This is a genomic window from Azospirillum sp. Sh1 (genome assembly GCF_008365135.1).
Lineage (GTDB): Bacteria > Pseudomonadota > Alphaproteobacteria > Azospirillales > Azospirillaceae > Azospirillum > Azospirillum oryzae.
Genome location: NZ_VTTK01000013.1, coordinates 1 through 21591 on the forward strand (window position 1 = coordinate 1; position 21591 = coordinate 21591).

Below are 21591 nucleotides of genomic sequence, written 5' to 3' on the forward strand. Positions count from 1 at the left end.
CGGCGGCCCCCTCGCCGGCCCGCCCCAGCCCCCCCCCCCCCCCGGGGCGGGCGGGGGGCCCCGCCGCTTCCCCCCCGCGGCCGGGCCCCCCCCCGCCCCCTGCGCCGCCCCCGCCCACGCCCCCCCCCCCCCCTCCCCCGCCCCCTGGACCGTCGCCGGGGGGGGCCAGCGGGGCGCACGGATGATAAACAACCGGGCCGCCTTGTTCCGCGGGGCCCCCCCCCGCGGGGCCCGCCGCGGATGGCGTTGAGGTAAGGAAGCGGGCAGGGGCGTTTCCAGATTTGTCAGTGACTTAGCTGGAAATAGAGTCCCGGTTCAGGGTGTATCCTTACCTGCGAACGCCGGCTTCGCGCCTTCTCCCGCATCGGGAAGGGAAGGGAATGATATCGCCGGCGCCACCGGCTTCGCCGCATCCTTCTTCTCCTCCTCCAGCACCAGACGCCAGAGTTCGGTCATGCCGGTGCGGCCGCGCAGCGACCGGCCGCCCTGGCGGACCAGCGGGACGGCGTCCTTGCCCTTGGCGGCGGTGACGCCGCTGGTCAGCACGATCACCTCGGCGTCGCCCTGGAGGGCGGCCGACAGCTCCTCGATGCGGGCGGCGACGTTCACGGTGTCGCCGACGATGGTGTAGTTGATCCGGCTGTCGGAGCCGATGTTGCCCACAACCACCGGGCCGCTGTGCAGCCCGACGCGGACATGGATCGGCGCCCGGCCGGCGGCGACGCGGCGGCGGTTGTCGGCGCGGATGGCGTGATGGATCGCCAGCGCGGCGCGCAGCGCGCGGACGGCATGATCCTCCTGCGCTTCGGGCGCGCCCCAGAAGGCCATCAGGGAATCGCCGATGAACTTGTCCACCGTGCCGCCTTCCGCCTCGATGCAGGCGGCGAGCAGGGTGAAATGTTCGTTCAGCAGGGCGGCGGTGTCGGCGGCGGCCATATGCTCGGCCATGCGCGAGAAACCGCGGATGTCGGTGAACATCACCGTCACCTCGCGCTGCACGGAATCGAGTCCGCCCTCGGTCTCGCGCTGGCGCATCAGGCGCAGGACCAGCGCCTTCGGCACATAGGTCTCGAACCAGCGCAGGCCGGCGATCATGGCGTTGAAGGCGGCGGCGGCGCGCGCCATCTCGCGCAGGCGGGAATCCGGCAGATCGGGAATGGCGCGGAATTCGAAGGCGCGGACGCGGTCGGCGGCCTCGGCCAGCCGCGCCACCTGCCGGCTGATCCGCCGCCCGACCAGCAGCGCCACCCCGACCGACACCAGCAGGATGGCGAAGCCGACGGCGCCGGTGACGTAGAGCCGGCGGATCTCCACCCCCATCTCGCCGTCGCGATAGCCGATGCCGATGATCCAGTCCTGCTGGCCGTACCCCGCCATCTTGCGGGTCAGAAACATGTATTCGCTGCCGAGAACGCGTACGCCGCGCGCCTCCACCCGCTTCTTAAGCGACTGGACCGGCACGCCGCTGGACCACAGCGCCGCCAGCGCCGGGTCGTCGACCTGATCGATGCGCGGCAGCGGCGGACCGTCGAGCTTGCCGGAGAAATCGAAGGTCCGGCCGACCAGCGCCGGATGGGCCAGCACATGGCTGTGGTCGTACAGCACGAAGGCGTTCAGCCCCTGTTCCACATACAGGACCTGCAGGAAGCGCGACAGGTCGCCCAGCGAGACGCCGACCGCCACCTGCCCCAGATAGCGGCCGTCGCGCCGCACCGGCTGGTAGACGGTGACGAAACTGTTCTGCGCCTCCTTCAGCCAGCGCGGCTCGGCCCAGCTGGCGGCGCTGCGGTTGGGACCGTCCAGCACCTCCGGCGGGATGTCGCTGTCGCCCTGCATGTCGAAGGGCTCGGCCAGCAGTTCGCCGTTCAGCCGGCCGACGCGGACGCCGGTCAGGTCGGGACGAATGAAGGCAAGGCCGGTGACGTCCGGCGCGCCGGCCAGCGCGCCGCGCAGCGTGTCGATCATCGCCGTGGTGTCGCCGGCGCGCAGGTCGCCGCGCTCCACTAGTCCGGCAACGAAGCGCGCCATCTCCCGCGCGGGGTCGAGCTGGTGGCGGACCCGCACCTCCACCCCGGCCAGCGCCAGATCGGCCTTGTCGTTCAGCAGGGCGAAGGTGTTGGTGCTGGCGCTGACCAGACCCAGCACCAGAACGCTGGCGACCGCCGCCAGCATCAGGGAGCCGAACCCCGCAACCAGAACCGCGGCGATGGGCAGCCGCAGCCGCCGACGCCCGGCGGGCTTCGGCTTCTGCGCCGGCTTCGCAGCCTTTGCCGGAACGGCCGGTGCGATCGGGGCGCGTGCTGACGGGGTGTCGGACATGCGCGGCAGCCTACCCGCCCGCCCGTCCGGCGGCAACCCGCCGGGCTGTATCCTTACGCGGATTTCATGCGGCCACGCTCACGCCGGGAAAGGCGCTATTCGCCAACGATCACCTTCACCCGGTGGCCGGGCTGCAGGGGCGTTCCGGGCGGCAGGTCGTTGATGATCCGGAACAGTTCCTTGGCGTAAGGTTCCTGCGGCATGCGGCGGACGAAGCCGGCGACGCTGTCGCCGGGCTGCACCGTGGTCACCTGCACGCGGCGGGGGCGGTAGCGGGCGGCCTCCTCGGCGGTCAGGCGGTGGAAGCTGTTGGCCGCCGCCTGGAAATCGCCATCGAAACGCGCCAGCGATCCGGCCGGCGCCAGGAAGGTGAAGCGGTACATCTTTCCATCCGACGCGCGGATCGCCACCAGCCGGATGTCGGCACTGTCGCCATTGGACTCGCCGCGCGTGGTGGCGGTCGCCGCCGGCATGCCGCCGATGGTGATGCGCTGCACGTTGGACAGATTGGCCCCCTTGCCCCAGACGCCGGTCAGGAAGGCGGCCGGGTCGGAGACGCCGGCGGCCGATCCGCCGTCGAAGGCCATGGCGGTGCCGTTCCGGCCCTTGGCGACCACCTGATCGGCGCCGTTCAGCAGCGCATAGCCCTGCGGCACGGTGAAGGCGATGCCCAGCTGCGGGTGGGCGAAGGTCCGGCCGCGGACATAGCCGTTCTCCGGGCTGTCGCCATAGACCATGCCGTCGACCGCCGCCAGGTAAGGATCGCGCGGGCGGGCGCCGCCCTGCGGCATCTTGCGGGCGAGGTCGGCGGCGATGCGCACCCGCTCCTCCGTCGCCGGATGGCTGGCGAAGAAGTCGAAGCCGCCCTCGCCCTTGTTGCCGGCGCGCAGCCCCTCATACTGGCTGTCGCGCCGCAGCGTCTCCAGGAAGGTCGCCATGGCGAAGGGGTCGTAACCGGTCCGCCGCAGGGTCTCGACGCCGAGCTGGTCGGCCTCCAGCTCCTGCTCGCGGGAATAGCTGGCGACCACGGCGGTGCCGCCCAGCCCGGCCAGCTGCGCCAGCGTGTCGTTGCCGAACACCAGCCCGACCCCGGCGGCGAGAATGCCGGCGATGGTCTGCCGGGTCTGGCGCTGGGCCGAATGGTGGGCGGTGACATGGCCGATCTCGTGCGCCAGCACGCCGGCCACCTCCGCCTCGTCCTCCGCCAGCGCCAGCAGGCCGCGGGTGACATAGACATAGCCGCCGGGCAGGGCGAAGGCGTTGGCCACGTCGCTGTCCAGCACGGTGAAGGTCCAGGGCTCGCGCGCCAGAGCGGTGGTGGCGGCGAGCTTGCGGCCGAGCTGGTCGATATAGCCCTGCAGCCTGGCATTCTTCACCGCCCCGCCGAACTGGGCCAGGATCTTCGGATGCTCCTGCGCGCCGAGCGCCGCCTCGTCGCCGCCCGACAGCACATTGTCGAGCAGCCCGGCCTGGGCGCTCGGGACCAGGACGGGGGTGGCGGCCAGCCAGAGCGCGGCGAGCGCGGTGCGGAACGGCTTGCGGAAGGGGGCGTGGGTCGGCATACCGGTCAGAACCCCGCCCGGCGGCGGATGTTCCGCAACGACGGCATTCCCGATGCGACGTGTCACGCTCCCGCTTGTGTGCCTGCCGGTTCTGCTGCTGGGCTGGCTGCTGCTGGCCGCCGCCGCCTCGGCGGAGCCCCTGCGGGTCACCGCCGTTCTGGATGGCGATACGCTGGAGCTGGAGGACGGCCGACAGGTCCGGCTGGCGGGGATCGAGGCGGCAAAGCCGCCGCGCAGCGCCGGCTCCGGGGCCAATCCGGCCGACGGGCGCGTCTGGCCGCTGGCGGACGCGGCGACGAGGACGCTGAGCGATCTGGCCCTGGGCCGCCGCGTCCTGCTGCATGGGCCGGCGCCAGTCGACCGCCATGGCCGGCTGCTCGCCCATCTGGTGCGGGAGGATGGCCTGTGGCTGCAATCGGCGCTGCTGGTCCGCGGGATGGCGCGGGTCCGCACCCGGCCCGACGCCCGTGCCTATGCGGCGGAGATGCTGGCCGGCGAGGATTCCGCACGCACCGCCGGGCGCGGGCTGTGGCGCAGCCGGGTCTATGCCGTGCGCGACGCCGCCGACGCGGACGAGCTTGCCCGCGACCGCGACAGCTTCCAGCTGCTGGAGGGGCTGGTGCTGGCGGTGTCCAAGGGCGGCGGCGAGACCTGGCTGGATTTCGGCGCCGACTGGCGCAGCGACGTCACCGTCCATATCGGCCGCGCCGCGATGCGCGAGGTCACCCGCGCCGGCATCGATCCGCTATCCTACGAGGGCCGCCGCGTGCGCGTGCGCGGCTGGATCACGCTGCGCAATGGGCCGATGATCGAGATCACCCATCCCGAGCAGATCGAACGGCTGGAGCGGGTACCGGCCTCCGCCTCCCTGCGAAGCGGCAAGCCGGACGATGAAGACCCGTGGGAAGAGGACGAAACGGAGGACGACCCGGAATGATGAAGCCGTCGATTGCGCGTATGGGCGGGCGCCTGCTCGCCGCCTTGTTTCTTCTGCTTGGCGCCTTGCCGGTGCATGCGGCACTGGCCGGCGGGCCGACATTGACCATCGCCGTCGCCGGGGCCGAGCGGGTTTTCGACCGCGACGCCCTGCTGGCCCGGCCGGACGCGGTGACCGTCGACATTCCCGCCGACGTGTCCTATGGCCGGCCGATGAGCTACCGCGCCGTGCCGCTCGCCAGCCTGCTCGGCACCGGTGATTTCCCGCCCGGCACCGTGCTGGAGGGGGTGGCGTCGGACGGCTTCACCGCGCAGCTGCCGCCGGAGCTGTGCCTGCGCACCGGTCCCGACGGCGCCGTCGCCTTCCTGGCGGTGGAACCGGCCGACCGGCCCTGGCCCAACCTGCCGGGCAAGGAGGTGTCCGCCGGTCCCTTCTATCTGGTGTGGGTGCGGCCGGAGGCGTCGGGGGTGCGCAGCGAACAATGGCCCTACCAGCTGGCCCGCATCGTCGCCTCCGACGATCCGTTGCGGCGTTGGCCGCAGCTGGCGGTCGAGCCGGGGCTGGCCGCCGATTCGCCGATCCGCGCCGGGCAGGCGGTGTTCATCACCCAATGCATGGCCTGCCACACCCTGAACGGCGCCGGCAGCGCCACGATGGGGCCGGACCTGAACCGGCCGATGAACCCGACCGAATATCTCACCCCCGCCGGACTGAAAAGGCTGGTCCGCGATCCCCGCTCCGTCCGGACATGGCCGGGCCAGCAGATGCCGGGCTTCGATCCGGCGATGCTGAGCGATGCCGATCTGGACCGCGTCGTCGCCTATCTGGGGCACATGGCGGGACGCAAGGCGCCTTGAGAGGGGCTTTCGCCCCACAGGCATCAATAATTTACAGGGCTTGACCCATTTCCCAATGGGCCAGCCCCTCTTTCGGCGTCATCCCCGCGAAGGCGGGGATCCAGGCTTACCCATTGGTTCTGCTTGGGAAACACTGGATCCCCGCCTCCGCGGGGATGACGGCCGATAAAGGATCTGCTTGGCCTCACATCACAGGATCGCGTTGAAGTCGTCCAGAAGCGTGGCGATGCGGCCGCTGTCGCTCTGGTCCATGATGACGCGGGCGCGCTTGCCCGCCTCCATCAGGTCGAGCGAGCGGATGCGCTTCTTCACCGCCGGCACCGACAGCGGCGCCATCGACAGCTCGCGCACACCCAACCCCAGCAGCAGCGCGCAATAGCGCGGGTCGCCGGCGATCTCGCCGCAGACCGACACCGGGATGCGGGCGCGCAGGGCGGCCTCCACCGTGAACTGGATCAGCCGCAGCACGGCCGGATGCAGCGGATCGTAGAGGGTGGCGACCTGTTCGTCGGCACGGTCGATGGCCAGCGTGTACTGGGTCAGGTCGTTGGTGCCGATGGAGAAGAAATCGGCGGCATAGGCCAGCGCGTCGGCCGCCAGCGCCGCGCCCGGCACCTCCACCATCACCCCGACCGGCGGCAGCGGATCGGCGATGGCGACGCCGCGGCGGCGCAGACGGCGGGCGACCTGGCCCATCATCTCCCGCACCTTCTGCACCTCGGCGACCGAGGCGATCATCGGCAGCAGGATGCGCAGCGGCCCATGGGCGCCGGCCCGCAGCATGGCGGCCAGCTGGGTCTCCAGCAGCTTCGGTTCGCGCAAGCCCAGCCGGATGGCGCGCAGGCCCAGCGCCGGGTTGGCCGGCTCGCCATAGCGGCCGGCCATCCAGCCGGCCAGCTTCTCGCCGCCCAGATCCATGGTGCGGGCGGTGACGGTGCGGCCGCCCATCCCCTCGATCATGGTGCGCAGCACGGTGTACTGCTCATCCTCGTCGGGCAGATGGTCGCGGTTCATGAACATGAACTCGGTCCGCAGCAGGCCGATGCCCTGGGCGCCATGCTCCAGCGCCTGGTCCAGGTCGCGCGGCAGCTCCAGGTTCGCCATCAGCGTCACGGCGGTGCCGTCGCGGGTGACCGCGGGCAGCTTGCGCAAGCTCTTCAATCCCTGGCGCTCGCGTTCGCGGGCGGCCCGGCGTTCGCCATAGTCGTCCAGCACGTCGGTGGGCGGGTCGATCAGCACGCGGCCCTGCAGCCCGTCGACGATCACCGTCACGCCGTTGCGCACGCCGGCGAGCAGGCCGGGCGCGCCCAGCACCGCCGGCAGGCCGAGCGAACGGGCGAGGATCGCCGTGTGCCCCTCCGCCCCGCCCAGCACCGTGGCGAAGCCGCCGACGACGGCGGGGTCGAGCAGGGCGGTGTCGGCGGGGGTCAGCTCCTCCGCCAGGATGATGCTGCCGGGAGCCAGGGTGCTGAAGGCCCGGTATTCCTGCTTCATCAGGTTGCGGGTCAGCCGCCGCCCGACCTCGCGGATGTCGTCGATGCGCCCGGCCAGATAGGCGTCGTCCATGCCGGCGAAGGTGGCGGCGATGGCGGCGATCTCCGCCTGGATGGCGGCCTCCGCGTTGATGCGGTCCTGCTTGATGCGATGTTCCACCCCGCGGGTCAGGCGCGAGTTGGTGACCATCGACAGGTGCGCGTCCAACAGGAAGCCGATCTCCTCCGACGCCGAGTCGGGCAGGACCAGCGCCTTGCTCTTCAGCTTCTTGATCTGGCGGCGCGCCTTGGTCGCCGCCTCGTTGAAGCGGGCGACCTCCGCCTCGACCGCGTCGGGTTCGACGATGTATTCGGGGATGGCGACGGCGCCGCTTTCCACCACATGGGCCGGGCCGATGGCGATGCCGGGCGACACGCCGAGGCCGCGCAGGGCGCGTCCGGACCCGCCGGCAGACGTGCTCCAGGACTCAGGCGAGGGCGTTCCGCCGGAACCGCCGCGGTCGGGGCCGGCCACCGGGCCGCCGGTGGGGACGGCGGCCGGGACGGCGGAGGGCAGGTCACTCTTCATCGAACTTGCGGTTGATCAGGTCCAGGAGGGCGTCCATCGCCGCATCGGCCTGGGCGCCGCTGGCGCGCAGTTCCACACTGGTCCCCGGACCGGCGGCCAGCATCATCAGCCCCATGATCGATTCGCCGGACACCACGGAGTCGCCGCGGCGCACCGAGATCTCGGCATCGAAGGTGGCGACCAGCTTGACGAACTTGGCCGAGGCGCGCGCGTGCAGGCCGCGCTGGTTGGTGATGGTGGCGGTGCGGCGGATTTCACCGTCGGTCGGCGCCATGTCGTCGGGGTGGCTCATCGCGGGCGGTTCAGTCCGACAGGAGGGTGGAGGCGACGTTGATATATTTCTGCCCGGCGTCGCGGGCGGCGATCACCGACTTGTCGAGCGGCTCGGTCTTGCGCACGCTGGCGAGCTTGATCAGCATCGGCAGGTTGACGCCGGCGATCACCTCCACCTTCGCCTTGTCCATGATGGAGATGGCGAGGTTGGAGGGCGTGCCGCCGAACATGTCGGTCAGCACCACGACACCCGACCCGTCATCGACCTCCGCCACCGAATTCAGGATGTCCTGGCGGCGCTGTTCCATGTCGTCGTCCGGCCCGATGCACACGGCGCGCACCTGCTGCTGTTCGCCCACGACGTGGAACAGCGCGGCGATGAACTCCTCGGCCAGCCGCCCGTGGGTGACAAGAACCATACCGATCATGGGACATCCTTCAAGGTTGGGTCCTCCCCGGAGACCTGCGCGCGGGCCGGTGCCGCAAGGCGCCTGTCCGCATCGCATCTGGATCGTTGGTTGGACGTATGGTCGTCAAGGCGCAATTTGCATCATCCCTGATGGGGGGCCGGGTAAGGGGCCTGATGGCCGGACTGCTGATTGCCCGGGCCGGCTCCGGCGATCCGCAGCCCCAACCGCTCCAACTCGCGATGGCTCAGGTTGACCCGCAGCCCCTGCTCCTTCAGCCATCCCGCCAGCCGTTCGGCGACGAAGACGGAACGGTGCTTGCCGCCGGTGCAGCCGATGGCGATGGTCAGGTAGCTCTTGCCTTCCTGATTGTAGCGCGGCAGCAGCGGGCGCAGCAGTTCGGTCAGGTTCCGGAAGAAGGCCGGGTAGTCGGCGTCGCCCTCCACCCGCGCGGCGACGGCCGGATGCAGGCCGGTCAGCGGCCGAAGCTCCGGATCGTAATGCGGGTTGGTCAGGAACCGCACGTCGAAGACCAGATCGGCTTCGCGCGGAAGTCCCTGGCGGAACGAGAAGGAGGTCACGAACACCTGCAGGGCTGCCTGGGCGTCACGCCGGAAATGTCCGGACAGGATGCGCCGCAAATCGTGAATGGACAGTTGCGTGGTGTCGATGGTGACGTCGGCCTCCTCCTTCAGCGGGAACAGCAGGGCGCGTTCGCGCTGGATGCCGTCGGGCACCGTGCGGTCCTCCGCCAGCGGGTGGCGGCGGCGCGTTTCGGTGAAGCGGCGCTGCAGCACCTCGTCGCCGCAATCCAGGAAGACGAGGCTGACGTCGAGGTCGCCGTCGCCCCGCAACTCCTCCAGCTCGTCCAGGAAGTTCTGCGCGGAAAAGTCGCGGGTGCGGCTGTCGATCACCAGGGCCAGCGGCCGGCGTTTCGGGTCGGCCTGCCGGATCAGGGCGGGGACCAGCGACAGGCGCAGATTGTCCACCGCCTCGTAGCCCAGATCCTCCAGCGCCTTCAGCGCCACCGACATGCCGGCGCCCGACAGGCCGGTGACCAGCACGACGCGCCCGCGGGAGGCAGCGGTGGCGGCGGAATCGCCCAACCCTTCGGAAGACGGCACGTCGGGAGATGTCATGATGTGACCGGGCTCGGCTGGGCGGACAGGCTGGCTGGCACCCGGTCAAGCCGGCCGCCGCACAGGCTGGCGACGGCGAGGCGGATCTTGGCGGGGGTCGAGGCGTCGAAGGCGCAAAGCCCGAGGCGGGGCAGGGCGACGCCCAGCAGCGTCTCGGTCTCCGCCTCCGGCAGGCGCTCCACCTCCGGACGGGAAACCAGATCGACGACGAGACCGACGGGAGCGGACGGGGCCGAGGGAACGGGCAGGATGCCGACGCCCCGCACCTCCAGCAGCCCGGCCAGCGTGGGCGGGGAAGAGGCGGTCAGGCGGCCGGGCTCGCTCTGCAGCACCACCCGGTCATCCGCGACCAGCAAGGCGCCGCCATCGATCAGTCGCAAGGCCAAATCCGATTTTCCCCGTCCGGACTCTCCACGCAGCAGCACGCCGATTCCGGAGAGCAAGACGCAGGTGCCGTGAATCGTCACCATAGTCTGGCGAAGGTGAGACGTGGCGCTGATTCTGTCAATGGAAACGGAACGGTGGCCCATGATGTCAGGCGGGGAAACCTGTCCGGGCTCCCCCATCCGCTTCCGACCGTTCTTTCGGTCTGATTGCTTGGGCGGCGTGATGGATCGGGCGGTGCTCCTCAGGCGCCGGCGGCGCCGCGGGGGGTGCGGCGGATCGCCTCCAGTTCCATGGCCAGCGCGTCGCGGCGACGGATCATCTCGTCCAGATCGTCCAGCTCGGCCGCTTCCTGGCAGGCGTCGCGGAAGTCCTTTTCCCGCTTCAGCCGCACCAGCAGGACCTTGTAGTTGTCGGCGATGCTGGCGAGGTGGCGTTGCGCGCCCTGCAGCGCTTCGGCCAGTTGCGTCCGCTCCTGCGCGGAGTCCCGCATCAGCTTCGCCAGTTCCCCCTGTTGCCGCCCGGCATCGCGGATCAGGCGGGCCAGACGGTAACGGCGCAAATCGACGACCTCCGCCGAAGCGGCGCCGAAGCCGGCGGGACGGCGGCCGGGGCTGCGCGGAAACTGCAGGGGGGACTCGGGTGGAGCGGACTCAGGCATGGCAACCCCACATCCTTGTTCCGGGCTGTGGTCACCCTCTTCCAAGCCTATGGAGCAGAAGCAAACAACCGAACCGATATGGTCCCGGTGCCTCGGCAGCCGGCAGGAGAGAGCGAACTGAGCCATGATCGGTGCTTACAGGCGGCTTGTCTAGCCGAGAGTGCAAAGGATGTATGAAATTCCGCAGAGCCTCTTACAGCAGAGGCAGGGTCACGACGAAGTCGGCACCATCGATGCTCCCATCCGATATCTTCCTATTTTGCGCAAATACTGAACCGTTGTGCGCACCGACTATTTGCTTCACGATCGATAGTCCAAGACCGGAGTGGGTGCCGAACTTTTCGCCCGCCGGCCTCTCGGTATAGAAGCGGTCGAAGATCGCCTTCTCCTTCCCCTCCGGGATGCCCGGTCCCTGGTCCGACACCACCACGGTGACGTTGCGGCCGTTGCGCCGGGCGGTCAGCCGCACCAGACCGCCGGGCGGCGAGAAGGACAGGGCGTTGTCGATCAGGTTCTGGAACAGCTGGGTCAGCCGCCCCTCCAGTCCCGGCACCACCAGCCGCTCGCCCGCCGGCACGTCGACGACGACGCGCGGCGGCGCGGCGGCGGCCTCTCCCGTCCCACCGGCCGCCATCGGTTCCTCGACGGTTGCGGCCACGGTTTCGGCGACAGTCTGACGCAGCTCCGCCAGCATCGCCAGCAGCAGGCCGATGTCCACCGGCTCCGGTTCGGCCCGCGACAGCTCGGCATCCAGGCGGGAGGCGTTGGAGATGTCGCTGATCAGGCGGTCCAGCCGCTGCACGTCGTCGGCGATGATCGCCATCAGCCGGTCGCGATGGCGCGGATCGCTGACGCGGCCCGCCGTCTCCACCGCGCTGCGCAGCGAGGTCAGCGGGTTCTTGATCTCGTGTGCGACGTCGGCGGCGAAGCGTTCGATGGCGTCCATCCGCGTCCACAGCGCGTCGGTCATCTCGCGCAGCACGCCGGACAGCTCGCCGATCTCGTCGCCGCGGCGGGTCAGGTCGGGAATCTCGGCATGGCGCCCGTGGCTGGTGCGCAGCCGGTCGGCAGCCTGGGCCAGCCGGCGGATCGGCCGGGCGATGGTGCCGGCCAGATAGAAGGACAGCCCCACCGTCACCAGCAGCGCCACCGCGAACACCCGCAGGATGTCGAAGCGGACGGAGCGGATGGCGCGGTCGATCTCGCCGCCGCCGCGGGTCAGCAGCACCGCGCCCAGCACCTCGCGGTAGCGCTGGACCGGCACCGCCACCGTCAGCAGCAGTTCCGGGTCGCCGCCGGCGCCGTCGACACGCCAGACGGTGGCCGCCGCCTCGCCGCTCAGCGCGCGTTCCACGTCCGGATTGGGCTCGCCCGGCTGCTCGCGGTAGACCGGCAACCCCTCCCGGCTCGGCACCACGTCGATCAGGCGGGTGTAGAGGTCGTTGATCGCGCGCGACAGCGGGTCGCCGGCCGGCGGGGAGGGCAGCTCGCGGATTTCGATGCGGCCCTGCGATCCCACCAGCACCCGGCTGTCGGACAGCATGCGCCCGTCGATGTCGTACAGGCGGGTGCGCGTCGCCGTCGCCTCCGCCAGACGGCGGATCATCGGCCGGGCCAGTTCGGGCGCCAGTTCGAACCGCTCGCCCCCCTCGTCGCCGGTGGGGGAGGGGGCGGTCAGGATGCGGTTCACCGCCCCTTCGCCGAGCGCCGAGGCGAAGATGCGCGCCTCCGTCTCCAGCGCCTCGGTCTCCGCCTGGATCAGGCGGTCCTGGTAGCGGCCGAGATAGAGCAGGCCGGCCATCAGCAGGACCAGCGCCAGCACGTTCACCGCAAGGATGCGCAGGGTCAGCGGCGACACGCGCCGTCTGGTCCCGCCCCGGCCCAGCGTGGACACCGCGCTATTCCTTGTACCGGTAGCCGACGCCATAGAGCGTTTCGATCTGGGCGAAGTCGGGGTCGACCGCCTTGAACTTCTTGCGCAGCCGCTTGATGTGGCTGTCGATGGTGCGGTCGTCGACATAGACATGCTCGCCATAGGCCGCGTCCATCAACTGGTCGCGGTTCTTCACATGGCCCGGCCGCTGGGCCAGCGCGCGCACCAGCAGGAATTCGGTCACGGTCAGGTCAATCGGCTGGCTCTTCCAGCTGCAGGCATGGCGGGCGCCGTCCAGCAGCAGCGGGCCGCGGGTGATCAGCTGGCCTGGATCGGCTTCCACCGTCTCGCCGCGCAGCGCCTCACGCCGCAGCAGCGCGCGGATGCGCTCGATCAGCAGGCGTTGCGAGAAGGGCTTCTTGATGTAGTCGTCGGCCCCCATGCGCAGGCCCATCAGCTCGTCCAGCTCGTCGTCCTTGCTGGTCAGGAAGATGACGGGCATCTGGCTGGTCTGACGCAGACGTTGCAGCAACTCCATGCCGTCCATGCGCGGCATCTTGATGTCGAGCACGGCGAGGTCGGGCGGGCGCTGGCTCAATCCGCGCAGCGCCTCGGCGCCGTCGGTGTAGGTGCGCACGTCGAAGCCTTCAGCCTCCAGGGCGATGGAGATCGAAGCCAGGATGTTGCGGTCGTCATCCACCAGGGCGACGGTGTGGGCCATGGTCGTAACAGATCCTATTGAAACGGGTCAGGTCAGGTCGGATGGTCGAAGTGCCGGTTCGCAGAAATGTTAGCGGAAACATCAGGCATAGGAGGAGTGGTCATTCCAATACTTTATGCCAGAGTCCAGGTACCAGAGGCAGTTTTCTCTTTTCCCGCAGCATTTGTATGGTCCAATATGGCGGCAATGCGGCGCCGAACAACGGTGCCGCGCGGGAGAACGCACTCGTTTTGGAATGAGTTTTTCGAACGCCCTTCCCGCGTCCTCTCCATCCGGCGCCACGCCGGACGGCAAGGAGGGCGCGATGCCGCCGGGCACCGGCCGGAGCGGCCCGGATTCCGCCATCCCGGCTGCGGCAACCATGGCTCCGGCAACCATGGCTGCGGCCTTGGGCGCCCGGCGCCTCATGCGCGCCTGCGACCGCGCTACGCTGGCGACCGCCCAGCGGCCGGCCGATGACGGTGGCGCGGTGGCGGCGGACGCGGCCGGCTGGCCCTATCCCTCACTGGTGCTGGTGGCGTTCGATCATGACGGCAGTCCGCTGCTTCTGCTCTCCACGCTTGCTGACCACACGCGCAACCTGCGGGCCGACGGCCGGGTCGGGTTGCTGTTCGACGGCACCGCCGGACTGGCGCAGCCGCTGACCGGCGCCCGCCTGTCGGTCCTGGGCCGGGCGGAGCGGTCGGACGATCCGATCCGCCGCCAGCGTTATCTGCGCCGCCATCCCGACGCCGCCTTTTATGCCGGCTTCGCCGATTTCGCGGTCTACCGCGTGGCGGTGGAGCGCGCCCATCTGGTCGCCGGCTTCGGCCGCATCCACTGGCTGTCCGCCGCGGAGCTGGACCTGCCCGCCGCAGCCCCCGCCCTGGCGGCGGGCGAGGCGGCGCTGCTCGACCACCTGAACGGGCAGCGGTACGGCTCCCGACTGGCGCCCGCCTCCGATGGTGAGGGCGCCGGCGATGGGGAAAGCTGGAGCCTGACCGGAGTGGACCCGGAGGGATGCGACCTGCGACGCGGGGGGTACGTCGCCCGCGTCGATTTTGAGCAGAGAATCCATGACCCCGAATCGGCTAAACTGATGCTGGACACGCTGATCCGGCCGCAGGACGGGTCCGGACAACCCGGAGGATCGACATCCGGGACCGAAAAGGCTGGAACCGCAACCGCCGGCGACGAGGGTGCCTGACGGACCCCGGTGCCGGAAAGAACAACAAGAAGATAAAAAAGAAGAACAACAAGAACGGTCAGCAAAAAGTAAACAACGAGAGAGACGAGAAGCCAACCGTCAGCCTGAACGACCAGCCGAGAGGTCGCTTCGACACCACCGGGCGCCGCACCAAAAACAAGAACGCGGCGCGCGGGCACGCGCAACCAGGAGAACACTTCAGTGGACCATAACGGATCGACCCGTTTCCCGTCCGGGCCATTGGCCCCCAGACCTGTCGCCTCAGGACCGCCTTTTGCACCGTATCGTCGCCGCACCCCGCCGGTGCAGCGCATAGCGGCGGGTTTCCAACCCGGCCGCCTCTTCGGACCGGCCCCCCGCTGATGCGGCGGCCGCCTTCCATCTGACGACACGACAACGGACGAAAGAACGGCCGGACCGGCCGCGGGACCCCCGGCGAGGGGCATGCCCGGGCGCAAGGGGACCGGCCCAGCCTTCGAGAGGGACGATATGACTGGACATACGCGGACGCGGAACAAGAAGCTCCTGGCCTGGGTCGAGGAGATCGCGCTGAAATGCAAGCCGGAGCGCGTTCACTGGTGCGATGGGTCGCAGGAGGAATATGACCGTCTCTGCAACGAGATGGTGGAAGCGGGCACCTTCATCCGCCTGAACGAGGCCAAGCGCCAGAACTCCTTCCTCTGCCGCTCCGATCCGGGCGACGTCGCCCGTGTCGAGGACAGCACCTACATCTGCTCGCGTACGCGCGAGGAAGCCGGTCCGACCAACAACTGGATGGACCCGGAGGAGATGAAGGCCAAGCTGGACGGCCTGTTCGAGGGCTGCATGCGCGGCCGCACCATGTATGTGGTGCCGTTCAGCATGGGGCCGCTGGGCTCCGACATCGCGCACATCGGCGTGCAGATCTCCGACAGCCCTTATGTCGCGGTCAACATGCGCCTGATGACCCGCATGGGCCAGAAGGTTCTGGACATCCTGGGCGACGGCGACTTCGTCCCCTGCCTGCATTCCATCGGCGCCCCGCTGGAGCCCGGCCAGCAGGACGTGGCCTGGCCGTGCAACGCCGACAACAAGTACATCGTCCACTTCCCGGAAGAGCACCGCATCGTCTCCTATGGCTCCGGCTACGGCGGCAACGCGCTGCTCGGCAAGAAGTGCTTCGCGCTGCGCATCGCGTCCTCCATGGGCCGCGAGCAGGGCTGGCTGGCCGAGCACATGCTGATCCTGGGCGTGGAAAGCCCGACCGGCGAGAAGACCTATGTCGGCGCCGCCTTCCCGTCGGCCTGCGGCAAGACCAACTTCGCCATGCTGGTCCCGCCGAAGGAGTTCGAGGGCTGGAAGGTCCGCACCATCGGTGACGACATCGCCTGGATCAAGCCGCAGCCCGACGGCACGCTGCGCGCCATCAACCCGGAGGCCGGCTTCTTCGGCGTCGCCCCCGGCACCAGCGTGAAGTCGAACCCGAACGCGCTGAAGACGCTGGACCACAACGTCATCTTCACCAACGTCGCGCTGACCGACGACGGCGACGTGTGGTGGGAGGGCCTGACCGACGAGGCGCCGGCCCACCTGATCGACTGGCAGGGCAAGGACTGGACGCCGGGCTGCGGCCGCGTCGCCGCCCACCCGAACAGCCGCTTCACCGCCCCCGCCGCCCAGTGCCCGTCGATCGACCCGGCCTGGGAGGATCCGGCCGGCGTTCCGATCAGCGCCTTCATCTTCGGCGGCCGCCTGTCGAAGACCTTCCCGCTGGTGTTCGAGGCCTACAACTGGCGCGAAGGCGTCTATTGGGCCGCGACCATGGGCTCGGAGGCCACCGCCGCCGCCGTCGGCCAGGCCGCCATCCGCCGCGATCCGTTCGCCATGCTGCCCTTCTGCGGCTACAACATGGCCGATTACTGGAACCACTGGCTGTCGATGGAAGGCAAGGTCGAAAGCCTGCCGCGCATCTACCGCGTCAACTGGTTCCGCAAGGACGAGAACGGCAAGTTCGTCTGGCCGGGCTTCGGCGACAACATGCGCGTGCTGAAGTGGATCGTCGACCGCGTCCGCGGCCGCGCCACCGACGTGGCGGAATCGCCCTTCGGCTATTCCCCGCGCTACCAGGATCTGAACTGGTCCGGCCTGAACTTCCCGGCCGACAAGTTCGCCAAGATCATGGACATCGACCGCAAGGAGGCCGAGGCCGAGGCGCGGGACCAGGAGGAACTGTTCAACCGCTTCGGCGACCGCCTGCCGGAGGAGATCGAGCAGCAGCGCCTCGCCGTCCTGAAGCGGCTGGAGAGCAGCCCGGACGTCTGGCGCATCGGCTGACCGGCTGAAGCCGTCGGCACGTAAGGCCTGTCAGCAGGTAAGGATAGGGGCTGCCGCAAGGCGGCCCCTTTTCCGTTGTGGCGGCGAAGATGAACGGGAATTCATCTGAAACCGGCCCGCCGGCGGTGGTGTCGGGGGACGGGATCGCCAAGCCTCAGCCTTTGCAAGGCGATGCCATCCTTACCTGCCGCATTTGCCTGTCGGTGATTTAACCGGCATGTCAAAAAGATCGGGCATAAAGTCGCCCGCGCCGGTTCGCGCATGCCAGGGAGGGCGACCACATGTCCGATCATCAGATTCCACCGCAGGATGGCCCACCGCAGGATGGTGACGACTCCGTGGAGCCGACCTTTCCGTCAGCCGATCCGGAGGACGCCGGCGGCCTGCTGTCGTCCAAGCGCCAGCCCTGCGCCATCAGCGGCAAGCGCCGGCCGAAGCGCGACCTGATCGCGCTGGACGCGCTGCGCCCCAGCCTGGCCGACCGCATCCGCCATGACCACCCGCATCTGGAACCGGACGCGCAGATCAGCCGGCAGGAGCTGGCGCGCTACCGCTCGCTCTATGTCGCCGAACTGCTGAAGGAGGAGCATGGCGAACTCAGCGAACTGGACCGCGAGGTCGCCGAAAGCCTCGCCCGGCACGAGACGCTGGCCGAGAACCCGGAGGAGGAATACGACGACCACCGCACGCTGGGCGAACGGCTGTCGGACGGTCTCGCCAGCTTCGGCGGCAGCTGGGCCTTCCTGATCTCCTTCGCCGTTGTCCTGTGCGTATGGATGCTCATCAACATCCTCGAAGGCGAAGCGCGGGCCTTCGATCCCTACCCCTTCATCCTGCTGAATCTGCTGCTTTCCTGTCTGGCCGCCATCCAGGCGCCCGTCATCATGATGAGCCAGAAGCGGCAGGAGGCGAAGGACCGGCTGCGCTCCGAAAACGACTACCGCGTCAACCTGAAGGCCGAGCTGGAAATCCGGCACCTGCACGAGAAGATGGACTATCTGATCCAGCGCCAATGGCAGCGGCTGACCGAGATCCAGCAGCTGCAGCTGGAGATCATGCAGGAAAAGCGGCTGCGCAAGTGAACCGGACGCCGGGCGGCGCGTCAGCGCTTGCGGCGGCCGTCCAGTTCCAGCATGCCGCGCAACGCGGCGATGGTCTTGCTGAGCGGCGTCGGTTCGCCGGCAGGCTTGGTTTCCGGGGTGGCCGGCTTTGCCGTCTCCGGGTGAACATCCGGCGGCTTGGCGTCGGGCGGCGTCCCTGCCTCCGGCGCCGCCGATCCGCTGCGGGCCGGCGGGCGCGGCTTGGCGGCGCGGGGCTTCGGCTGGGAAGCGGGCGGCGAATCCCGCTGCACCTCGTCCTCGATCAGCCCGCGCAGGGCCTTCATCGCCTCCTCGACCTCGCGCTCCTGGGCGGAGCGGCGGCCGGCGGGTGCCGGTTCCGGATCCTTTTCCTGTTCCGGGGCAGCAGCCTCCGGCGCCGGATCGGGTTCGCCCCAGCCGGTGGGCGGCGACCAGTCGTCCTCGCCCCGGTCAGGCGCCGGGTCATCCGGCTCCTCGCGACGGGCGGGCTTGTCGACCATCCTGCCGGCATCGCGCGGTCCCTTGGGCGGCGGCGCAGCGTCCTCCTCTTCCTCCGCCGGCTCGTTCGCCGCGTCCTCGATCATGGAGCGCAGGGCGGCGAGAGTCCGATCGAATCCTTCCTCATCCTCCGGCGGCGGGGGCGGGCGCTGGGCCCGGCGTTCGGCGCGATGCTGGTCGAAATCGAGCGGCTCGGCAGGCGGCGCCGCGGGCTTCGCCGGGCGGGAGGCGGAAGCCGGGATGGGCTTCTCCGGGTCGCGGATGGCGAAGGACAGGATCTCCTCCTCCGACGGTTCCTCGCCGTCCGAACCGCCGTCTTCGAGATCGTCCTCCCGGCCACCGTCCCCGGACTCCGGTTGCCAGGGATCGGTCCCCGCATCCGCGCCGTCGTCCTCGAAATCCCTGCGCACCAGGACCTTGTGCGAGAAGACCGGCGGCTCGTCCTGCTCGTCTTCACGCGGATCCGGCCGGTCGCCGACGGGACCGCCAAAGGACGGGGGTTCGGCAAAGCTTGCAGCGCGGCCGGCCCGGGGCTCAGGCGCAGGGTCGTCCTCATCGTCGTCGGAGCCATAGGCCTGCGCCAGCAGCCGGCGCATCGCCATCAGCGTCTCGTCGCCATCGTCGTCGGGATCGCCATCTTCGGACTCGGCGCCGTCCGGATCAGCGGTGTCGGCAACCTCGTCGCGGGCCGGCTCCGGCCCCTCGTCGTTGGCGGCGGTCCTGGCATCGCCCGCCGCCGGCTCGTCATCCCAATCGTTGGGCCAATCATCCGCCGGCGACGGGCGGCCAAGGCGCGCCGCCATGTCGGCGAGCGAAACAGGTTCCCACAGCGGAGCGGCGCCATCCTCCGCCGGACCGTCGGCCACGAGGTCGGACAGCGGCAATTCCGACACCGGCTTGCCGCGAACAGGCGCCGGAGGAGGGGAAGGGGGAGGGGGCGGCGGCTCCGCATCGGCCGTCCTGTCCCGGCCGCCGTCACCACCGCGCAACGAGGCGAGCAGTCCGTTCAGTGCCGCCAACGGCGCATCGAAGGACGGCTCGTCATTGCTGGCGGCGGGGAGGCCGGCGGTCGGGGGTTCGGCCAGGATCGGCCGGCTTTCGATATCGCGGGAGTCGCAGCGCGAGCAGCGGTAATGCGGCGCGATCGACAGCACCGGATAATTGGGGCCGAAGCGCCGTTCCAGCATGGCACGGGGCAGCACGCCGCCATGTCCGCAGGCGCGGCAGCGCAGTTGCACGTCGGCGTCGATGTCGCGGAGGAACAGCATACGGGCCATGCCGCGCAGTATAGCGGCGGCCCCGCGGCTTTCCCATTCGTTTCAGTGCCGCCCCGGCCCCATGGGCTGGGGTCAGACCGCGCGGGTGACGGTCAGGCCCTGTTCGGACAGGCTGTCGAAGACGTCCTTGAACTTCCGCAGATAACGGGTGCGGTAGGCGTCGAAATCGGCGGCGATGGCCGCCTCGGCGTTCTGGGACTTCTTGAACTCGGACACGCGGTGGGCATTCTCGGCGCGGTACAGGGCGAAAGCGCCCTTCGTCACCAGATCGTTGCCGACCGGGTCTGCATTTTTCGATTTGTCGCTGTTCATCAATCCATGTCCAGATGGAGTGGGCATCCGGCCGCCAGGGTTGGGTGATTGGGGCCGGATGATCGGAGCCGGTAATCGGCGGAGACTGCGATACGACCCTGCAGCCGTATCAATGCGTTGCAGCCACCGGGAAAAGCCTACGCCCGCTTTCCCACACCCGCAATGCTGCGACGCACCATCATGCCACCACCCCGCGCAGGGCGGCCATGCGGTCACGGTCGACGCGGATGCGGTCCAGATGCTGGGCGATCACCACGGTGATGGCCAGGGGAAGCTCTTTCGCCATCGCTTCTTCGTAACGGCGCAGGCATTCGCTTTCGCCGCGCTCGACCTCCTGGATGATGGTGGCGCGTTCATGGCCGAGCACGGCGGATTTCAGTTCCAGGAAGAAGCGATGGGCGCCGCCCAGCATGGTGCCGCCCATGTCCGGCGCACCGCCCTGTTCGGCGACCAGCCGCTGAATCTCGCGCACGATGGCGCCGCGCTGGGCGGCGAGATCGTTGAACAGAGCCTTCAGATCCTCGTCCTCGGCGGATTCCGCGGCCTGCCGGTAGCCCTCGTGGCTGTCCTCGACGATGCGGATCAGGTCATTGAGCGTATCGACGATCTCGTTTTTTTCCATGGCGGCAGGCCCTCCCATGCGTCCCCTACGCTGCCACAACCCGGCGGTAGGGCCGAATGTTCCAACCTGCCACCGGGGGCAATACCAGTGCGACGGGCCGGAAGCCGGCCGCCGCCTCCTTACGCCGACGCTGCGGAAAGGCCGCGCGCGGCGGGCGAATGGCGGCCGATCAGGCCGCGGAACATCCCGGCCCGCCACAGGCTGACACAATGACCGCCGAGCCCCATCGCGTCCGACACCAACCCGAAGACCGATCCTGCCAGCAGGTTGTGCCCCGCCCCGACCACGGTCGCCATGACGAAGAACACCCGCATCCGTCCGACCGCCGTCTGCCAGCGGCCGAGCGTCGCTAGCAGGAAGCCGGTGGCCGACAGCGCCGACATCGGCCCCTGCCAGCTCAGCATCGCCACGGCCAACGCCGCCGGCACCGTCAACCCATAGAGCAGGCCGAGCGTCCGGGAGGGCTGGCGGCGGACGCGCACCGCCATCTGGATCAGCCCCAGCCCGCACATCAGCATGCCTGTCTGCGCGCCCAGCAGCAGGAAATGGAGCAGGAACAGCGAGGAGGCCGCCGCCTGCGCCAGCAGGATCGCCCGCCGGCCGCCGAGAAGCGTCGACAGGGTGGCGGCCGACAGCCCGGCCATGCCGGTGATGGCAACCGTCGGGATCGTGGCGGGGACTGCCGAGAGGGTCGGCAGATAATCGAGCAGAAAGACCGTCATGGAGCGCCTTCGCATGAAGAACATGCCGCAGTGCAGCGAAGGCGGCGGACGCTAGTCCCGGACGGTTAACCAGATATGAACATCGATGTGACCGGAAACAGACTAAAAGATGGATGCCGGAATGTCCCCGACAGTTTGGAGACGCAATCATGTGGATCGTGCTGGTAACTTCGGTGATTATTGTGTGTTCTCTGCCCTGCTGCGCCTCCATGGCAAGGGTTGCGAAAGGTTTGTCAGGAGACAGCCCGACGATTTCGGAGAGGATCCCGCCCATCCTTGCCGTTGGCTTTGGAGGCGCACGGCGGCATTCTCGCACCGTCACGGCAGCATCGTTATCGACGATGTCCTTATCGACGCTGGCGGACCGGGATCGGGGGATCATCCGGTA

At 69.4% G+C, this 21591-nt stretch carries 19 protein-coding genes; 5 read left to right on the forward strand and 14 right to left on the reverse strand.

Annotated elements, in window-relative coordinates; all coding sequences use genetic code 11:
- Positions 1 to 315 precede the first annotated feature (315 nt).
- Both FZ029_RS14945 and FZ029_RS14950 read right to left on the reverse strand, forming a co-directional pair.
- Positions 316 to 2319 (reverse strand): adenylate/guanylate cyclase domain-containing protein, encoded by a 2004-nt coding sequence (locus FZ029_RS14945; RefSeq protein ID WP_149269919.1) that lies wholly within the window; start codon positions 2317 to 2319, stop codon positions 316 to 318.
- A 95-nt stretch (positions 2320 to 2414) separates the two neighbouring features.
- Positions 2415 to 3947, reverse strand: a complete 1533-nt coding sequence (locus FZ029_RS14950) for a M48 family metalloprotease (protein ID WP_247892314.1) — start codon at positions 3945 to 3947, stop codon at positions 2415 to 2417.
- Between FZ029_RS14950 and FZ029_RS14955 the strand changes: the two genes are divergently transcribed.
- Both FZ029_RS14955 and FZ029_RS14960 read left to right on the forward strand, forming a co-directional pair.
- Positions 3934 to 4818, forward strand: coding sequence for a thermonuclease family protein (locus FZ029_RS14955; protein ID WP_247892315.1), 885 nt, complete (start codon positions 3934 to 3936; stop codon positions 4816 to 4818). The two genes, FZ029_RS14950 and FZ029_RS14955, sit on opposite strands and share 14 nt — an antisense overlap.
- The gene (locus tag FZ029_RS14960; protein ID WP_188051949.1) at positions 4815 to 5675 is read left to right on the forward strand and encodes a cytochrome c; all 861 of its coding nucleotides are present in this window, start codon (positions 4815 to 4817) and stop codon (positions 5673 to 5675) included. The genes FZ029_RS14955 and FZ029_RS14960 overlap by 4 nt, the downstream gene beginning before the upstream one ends.
- Positions 5676 to 5864: 189 nt before the next feature.
- On the opposite strand, the gene ptsP is transcribed toward FZ029_RS14960, so the two are convergent.
- The 8 genes from ptsP to FZ029_RS15000 form a co-directional block, all read right to left on the reverse strand.
- Positions 5865 to 7736, reverse strand: coding sequence for a phosphoenolpyruvate--protein phosphotransferase (ptsP, locus tag FZ029_RS14965; protein ID WP_149269920.1), 1872 nt, complete (start codon positions 7734 to 7736; stop codon positions 5865 to 5867).
- Positions 7726 to 8028, reverse strand: a complete 303-nt coding sequence (locus FZ029_RS14970; RefSeq protein WP_149200766.1) for an HPr family phosphocarrier protein — start codon at positions 8026 to 8028, stop codon at positions 7726 to 7728. Before FZ029_RS14970 ends, ptsP begins: the two co-directional genes overlap by 11 nt.
- A 10-nt stretch (positions 8029 to 8038) precedes the next feature.
- Positions 8039 to 8437 (reverse strand): PTS sugar transporter subunit IIA, encoded by a 399-nt coding sequence (locus FZ029_RS14975; protein ID WP_042690507.1) that lies wholly within the window; start codon positions 8435 to 8437, stop codon positions 8039 to 8041.
- 122 nt (positions 8438 to 8559) lie between these two features.
- Entirely contained in the window at positions 8560 to 9555 is a 996-nt protein-coding gene (gene rapZ / locus FZ029_RS14980) for an RNase adapter RapZ (protein WP_149269921.1), read from the reverse strand.
- Positions 9552 to 10085 (reverse strand): HPr kinase/phosphatase C-terminal domain-containing protein, encoded by a 534-nt coding sequence (locus FZ029_RS14985; RefSeq protein WP_348771131.1) that lies wholly within the window; start codon positions 10083 to 10085, stop codon positions 9552 to 9554. Before FZ029_RS14985 ends, rapZ begins: the two co-directional genes overlap by 4 nt.
- Before the next feature lie 98 nt (positions 10086 to 10183).
- A complete protein-coding gene (locus FZ029_RS14990; RefSeq protein ID WP_149269923.1) occupies positions 10184 to 10600 on the reverse strand; it encodes a hypothetical protein in 417 nt (138 codons plus the stop codon).
- 193 nt (positions 10601 to 10793) lie between these two features.
- The gene (locus FZ029_RS14995) at positions 10794 to 12527 is read right to left on the reverse strand and encodes a stimulus-sensing domain-containing protein (RefSeq protein ID WP_149269924.1); all 1734 of its coding nucleotides are present in this window, start codon (positions 12525 to 12527) and stop codon (positions 10794 to 10796) included.
- Positions 12499 to 13194: a response regulator transcription factor gene (locus FZ029_RS15000; protein WP_149269925.1), complete on the reverse strand. Its 696-nt coding sequence runs from the start codon at positions 13192 to 13194 to the stop codon at positions 12499 to 12501. Before FZ029_RS15000 ends, FZ029_RS14995 begins: the two co-directional genes overlap by 29 nt.
- Before the next feature lie 235 nt (positions 13195 to 13429).
- Between FZ029_RS15000 and FZ029_RS15005 the strand changes: the two genes are divergently transcribed.
- The 3 genes from FZ029_RS15005 (at position 13430) to FZ029_RS15015 (ending at position 17775) form a co-directional block, all read left to right on the forward strand.
- Positions 13430 to 14380 (forward strand): pyridoxamine 5'-phosphate oxidase family protein, encoded by a 951-nt coding sequence (locus FZ029_RS15005; RefSeq protein ID WP_149269926.1) that lies wholly within the window; start codon positions 13430 to 13432, stop codon positions 14378 to 14380.
- A gap of 489 nt (positions 14381 to 14869) precedes the next feature.
- Positions 14870 to 16693, forward strand: a complete 1824-nt coding sequence (locus tag FZ029_RS15010) for a phosphoenolpyruvate carboxykinase (GTP) (protein WP_149269927.1) — start codon at positions 14870 to 14872, stop codon at positions 16691 to 16693.
- 281 nt (positions 16694 to 16974) lie between these two features.
- Entirely contained in the window at positions 16975 to 17775 is an 801-nt protein-coding gene (locus tag FZ029_RS15015) for a DUF1003 domain-containing protein (protein WP_149200774.1), read from the forward strand.
- Between the two features lie 20 nt (positions 17776 to 17795).
- Here the strand turns inward: FZ029_RS15015 and FZ029_RS15020 are convergent, their stop codons facing one another.
- The 4 genes from FZ029_RS15020 to FZ029_RS15035 form a co-directional block, all read right to left on the reverse strand.
- Entirely contained in the window at positions 17796 to 19538 is a 1743-nt protein-coding gene (locus tag FZ029_RS15020) for a hypothetical protein (protein ID WP_149269928.1), read from the reverse strand.
- 81 nt (positions 19539 to 19619) lie between these two features.
- Positions 19620 to 19859, reverse strand: coding sequence for a hypothetical protein (locus tag FZ029_RS15025; protein ID WP_149200776.1), 240 nt, complete (start codon positions 19857 to 19859; stop codon positions 19620 to 19622).
- Positions 19860 to 20037: 178 nt separating this feature from the next.
- Entirely contained in the window at positions 20038 to 20481 is a 444-nt protein-coding gene (locus FZ029_RS15030; RefSeq protein ID WP_149269929.1) for a PA2169 family four-helix-bundle protein, read from the reverse strand.
- Between the two features lie 119 nt (positions 20482 to 20600).
- A complete protein-coding gene (locus tag FZ029_RS15035) occupies positions 20601 to 21203 on the reverse strand; it encodes a YgjV family protein (RefSeq protein ID WP_188051950.1) in 603 nt (200 codons plus the stop codon).
- Positions 21204 to 21591: the final 388 nt, after the last annotated feature.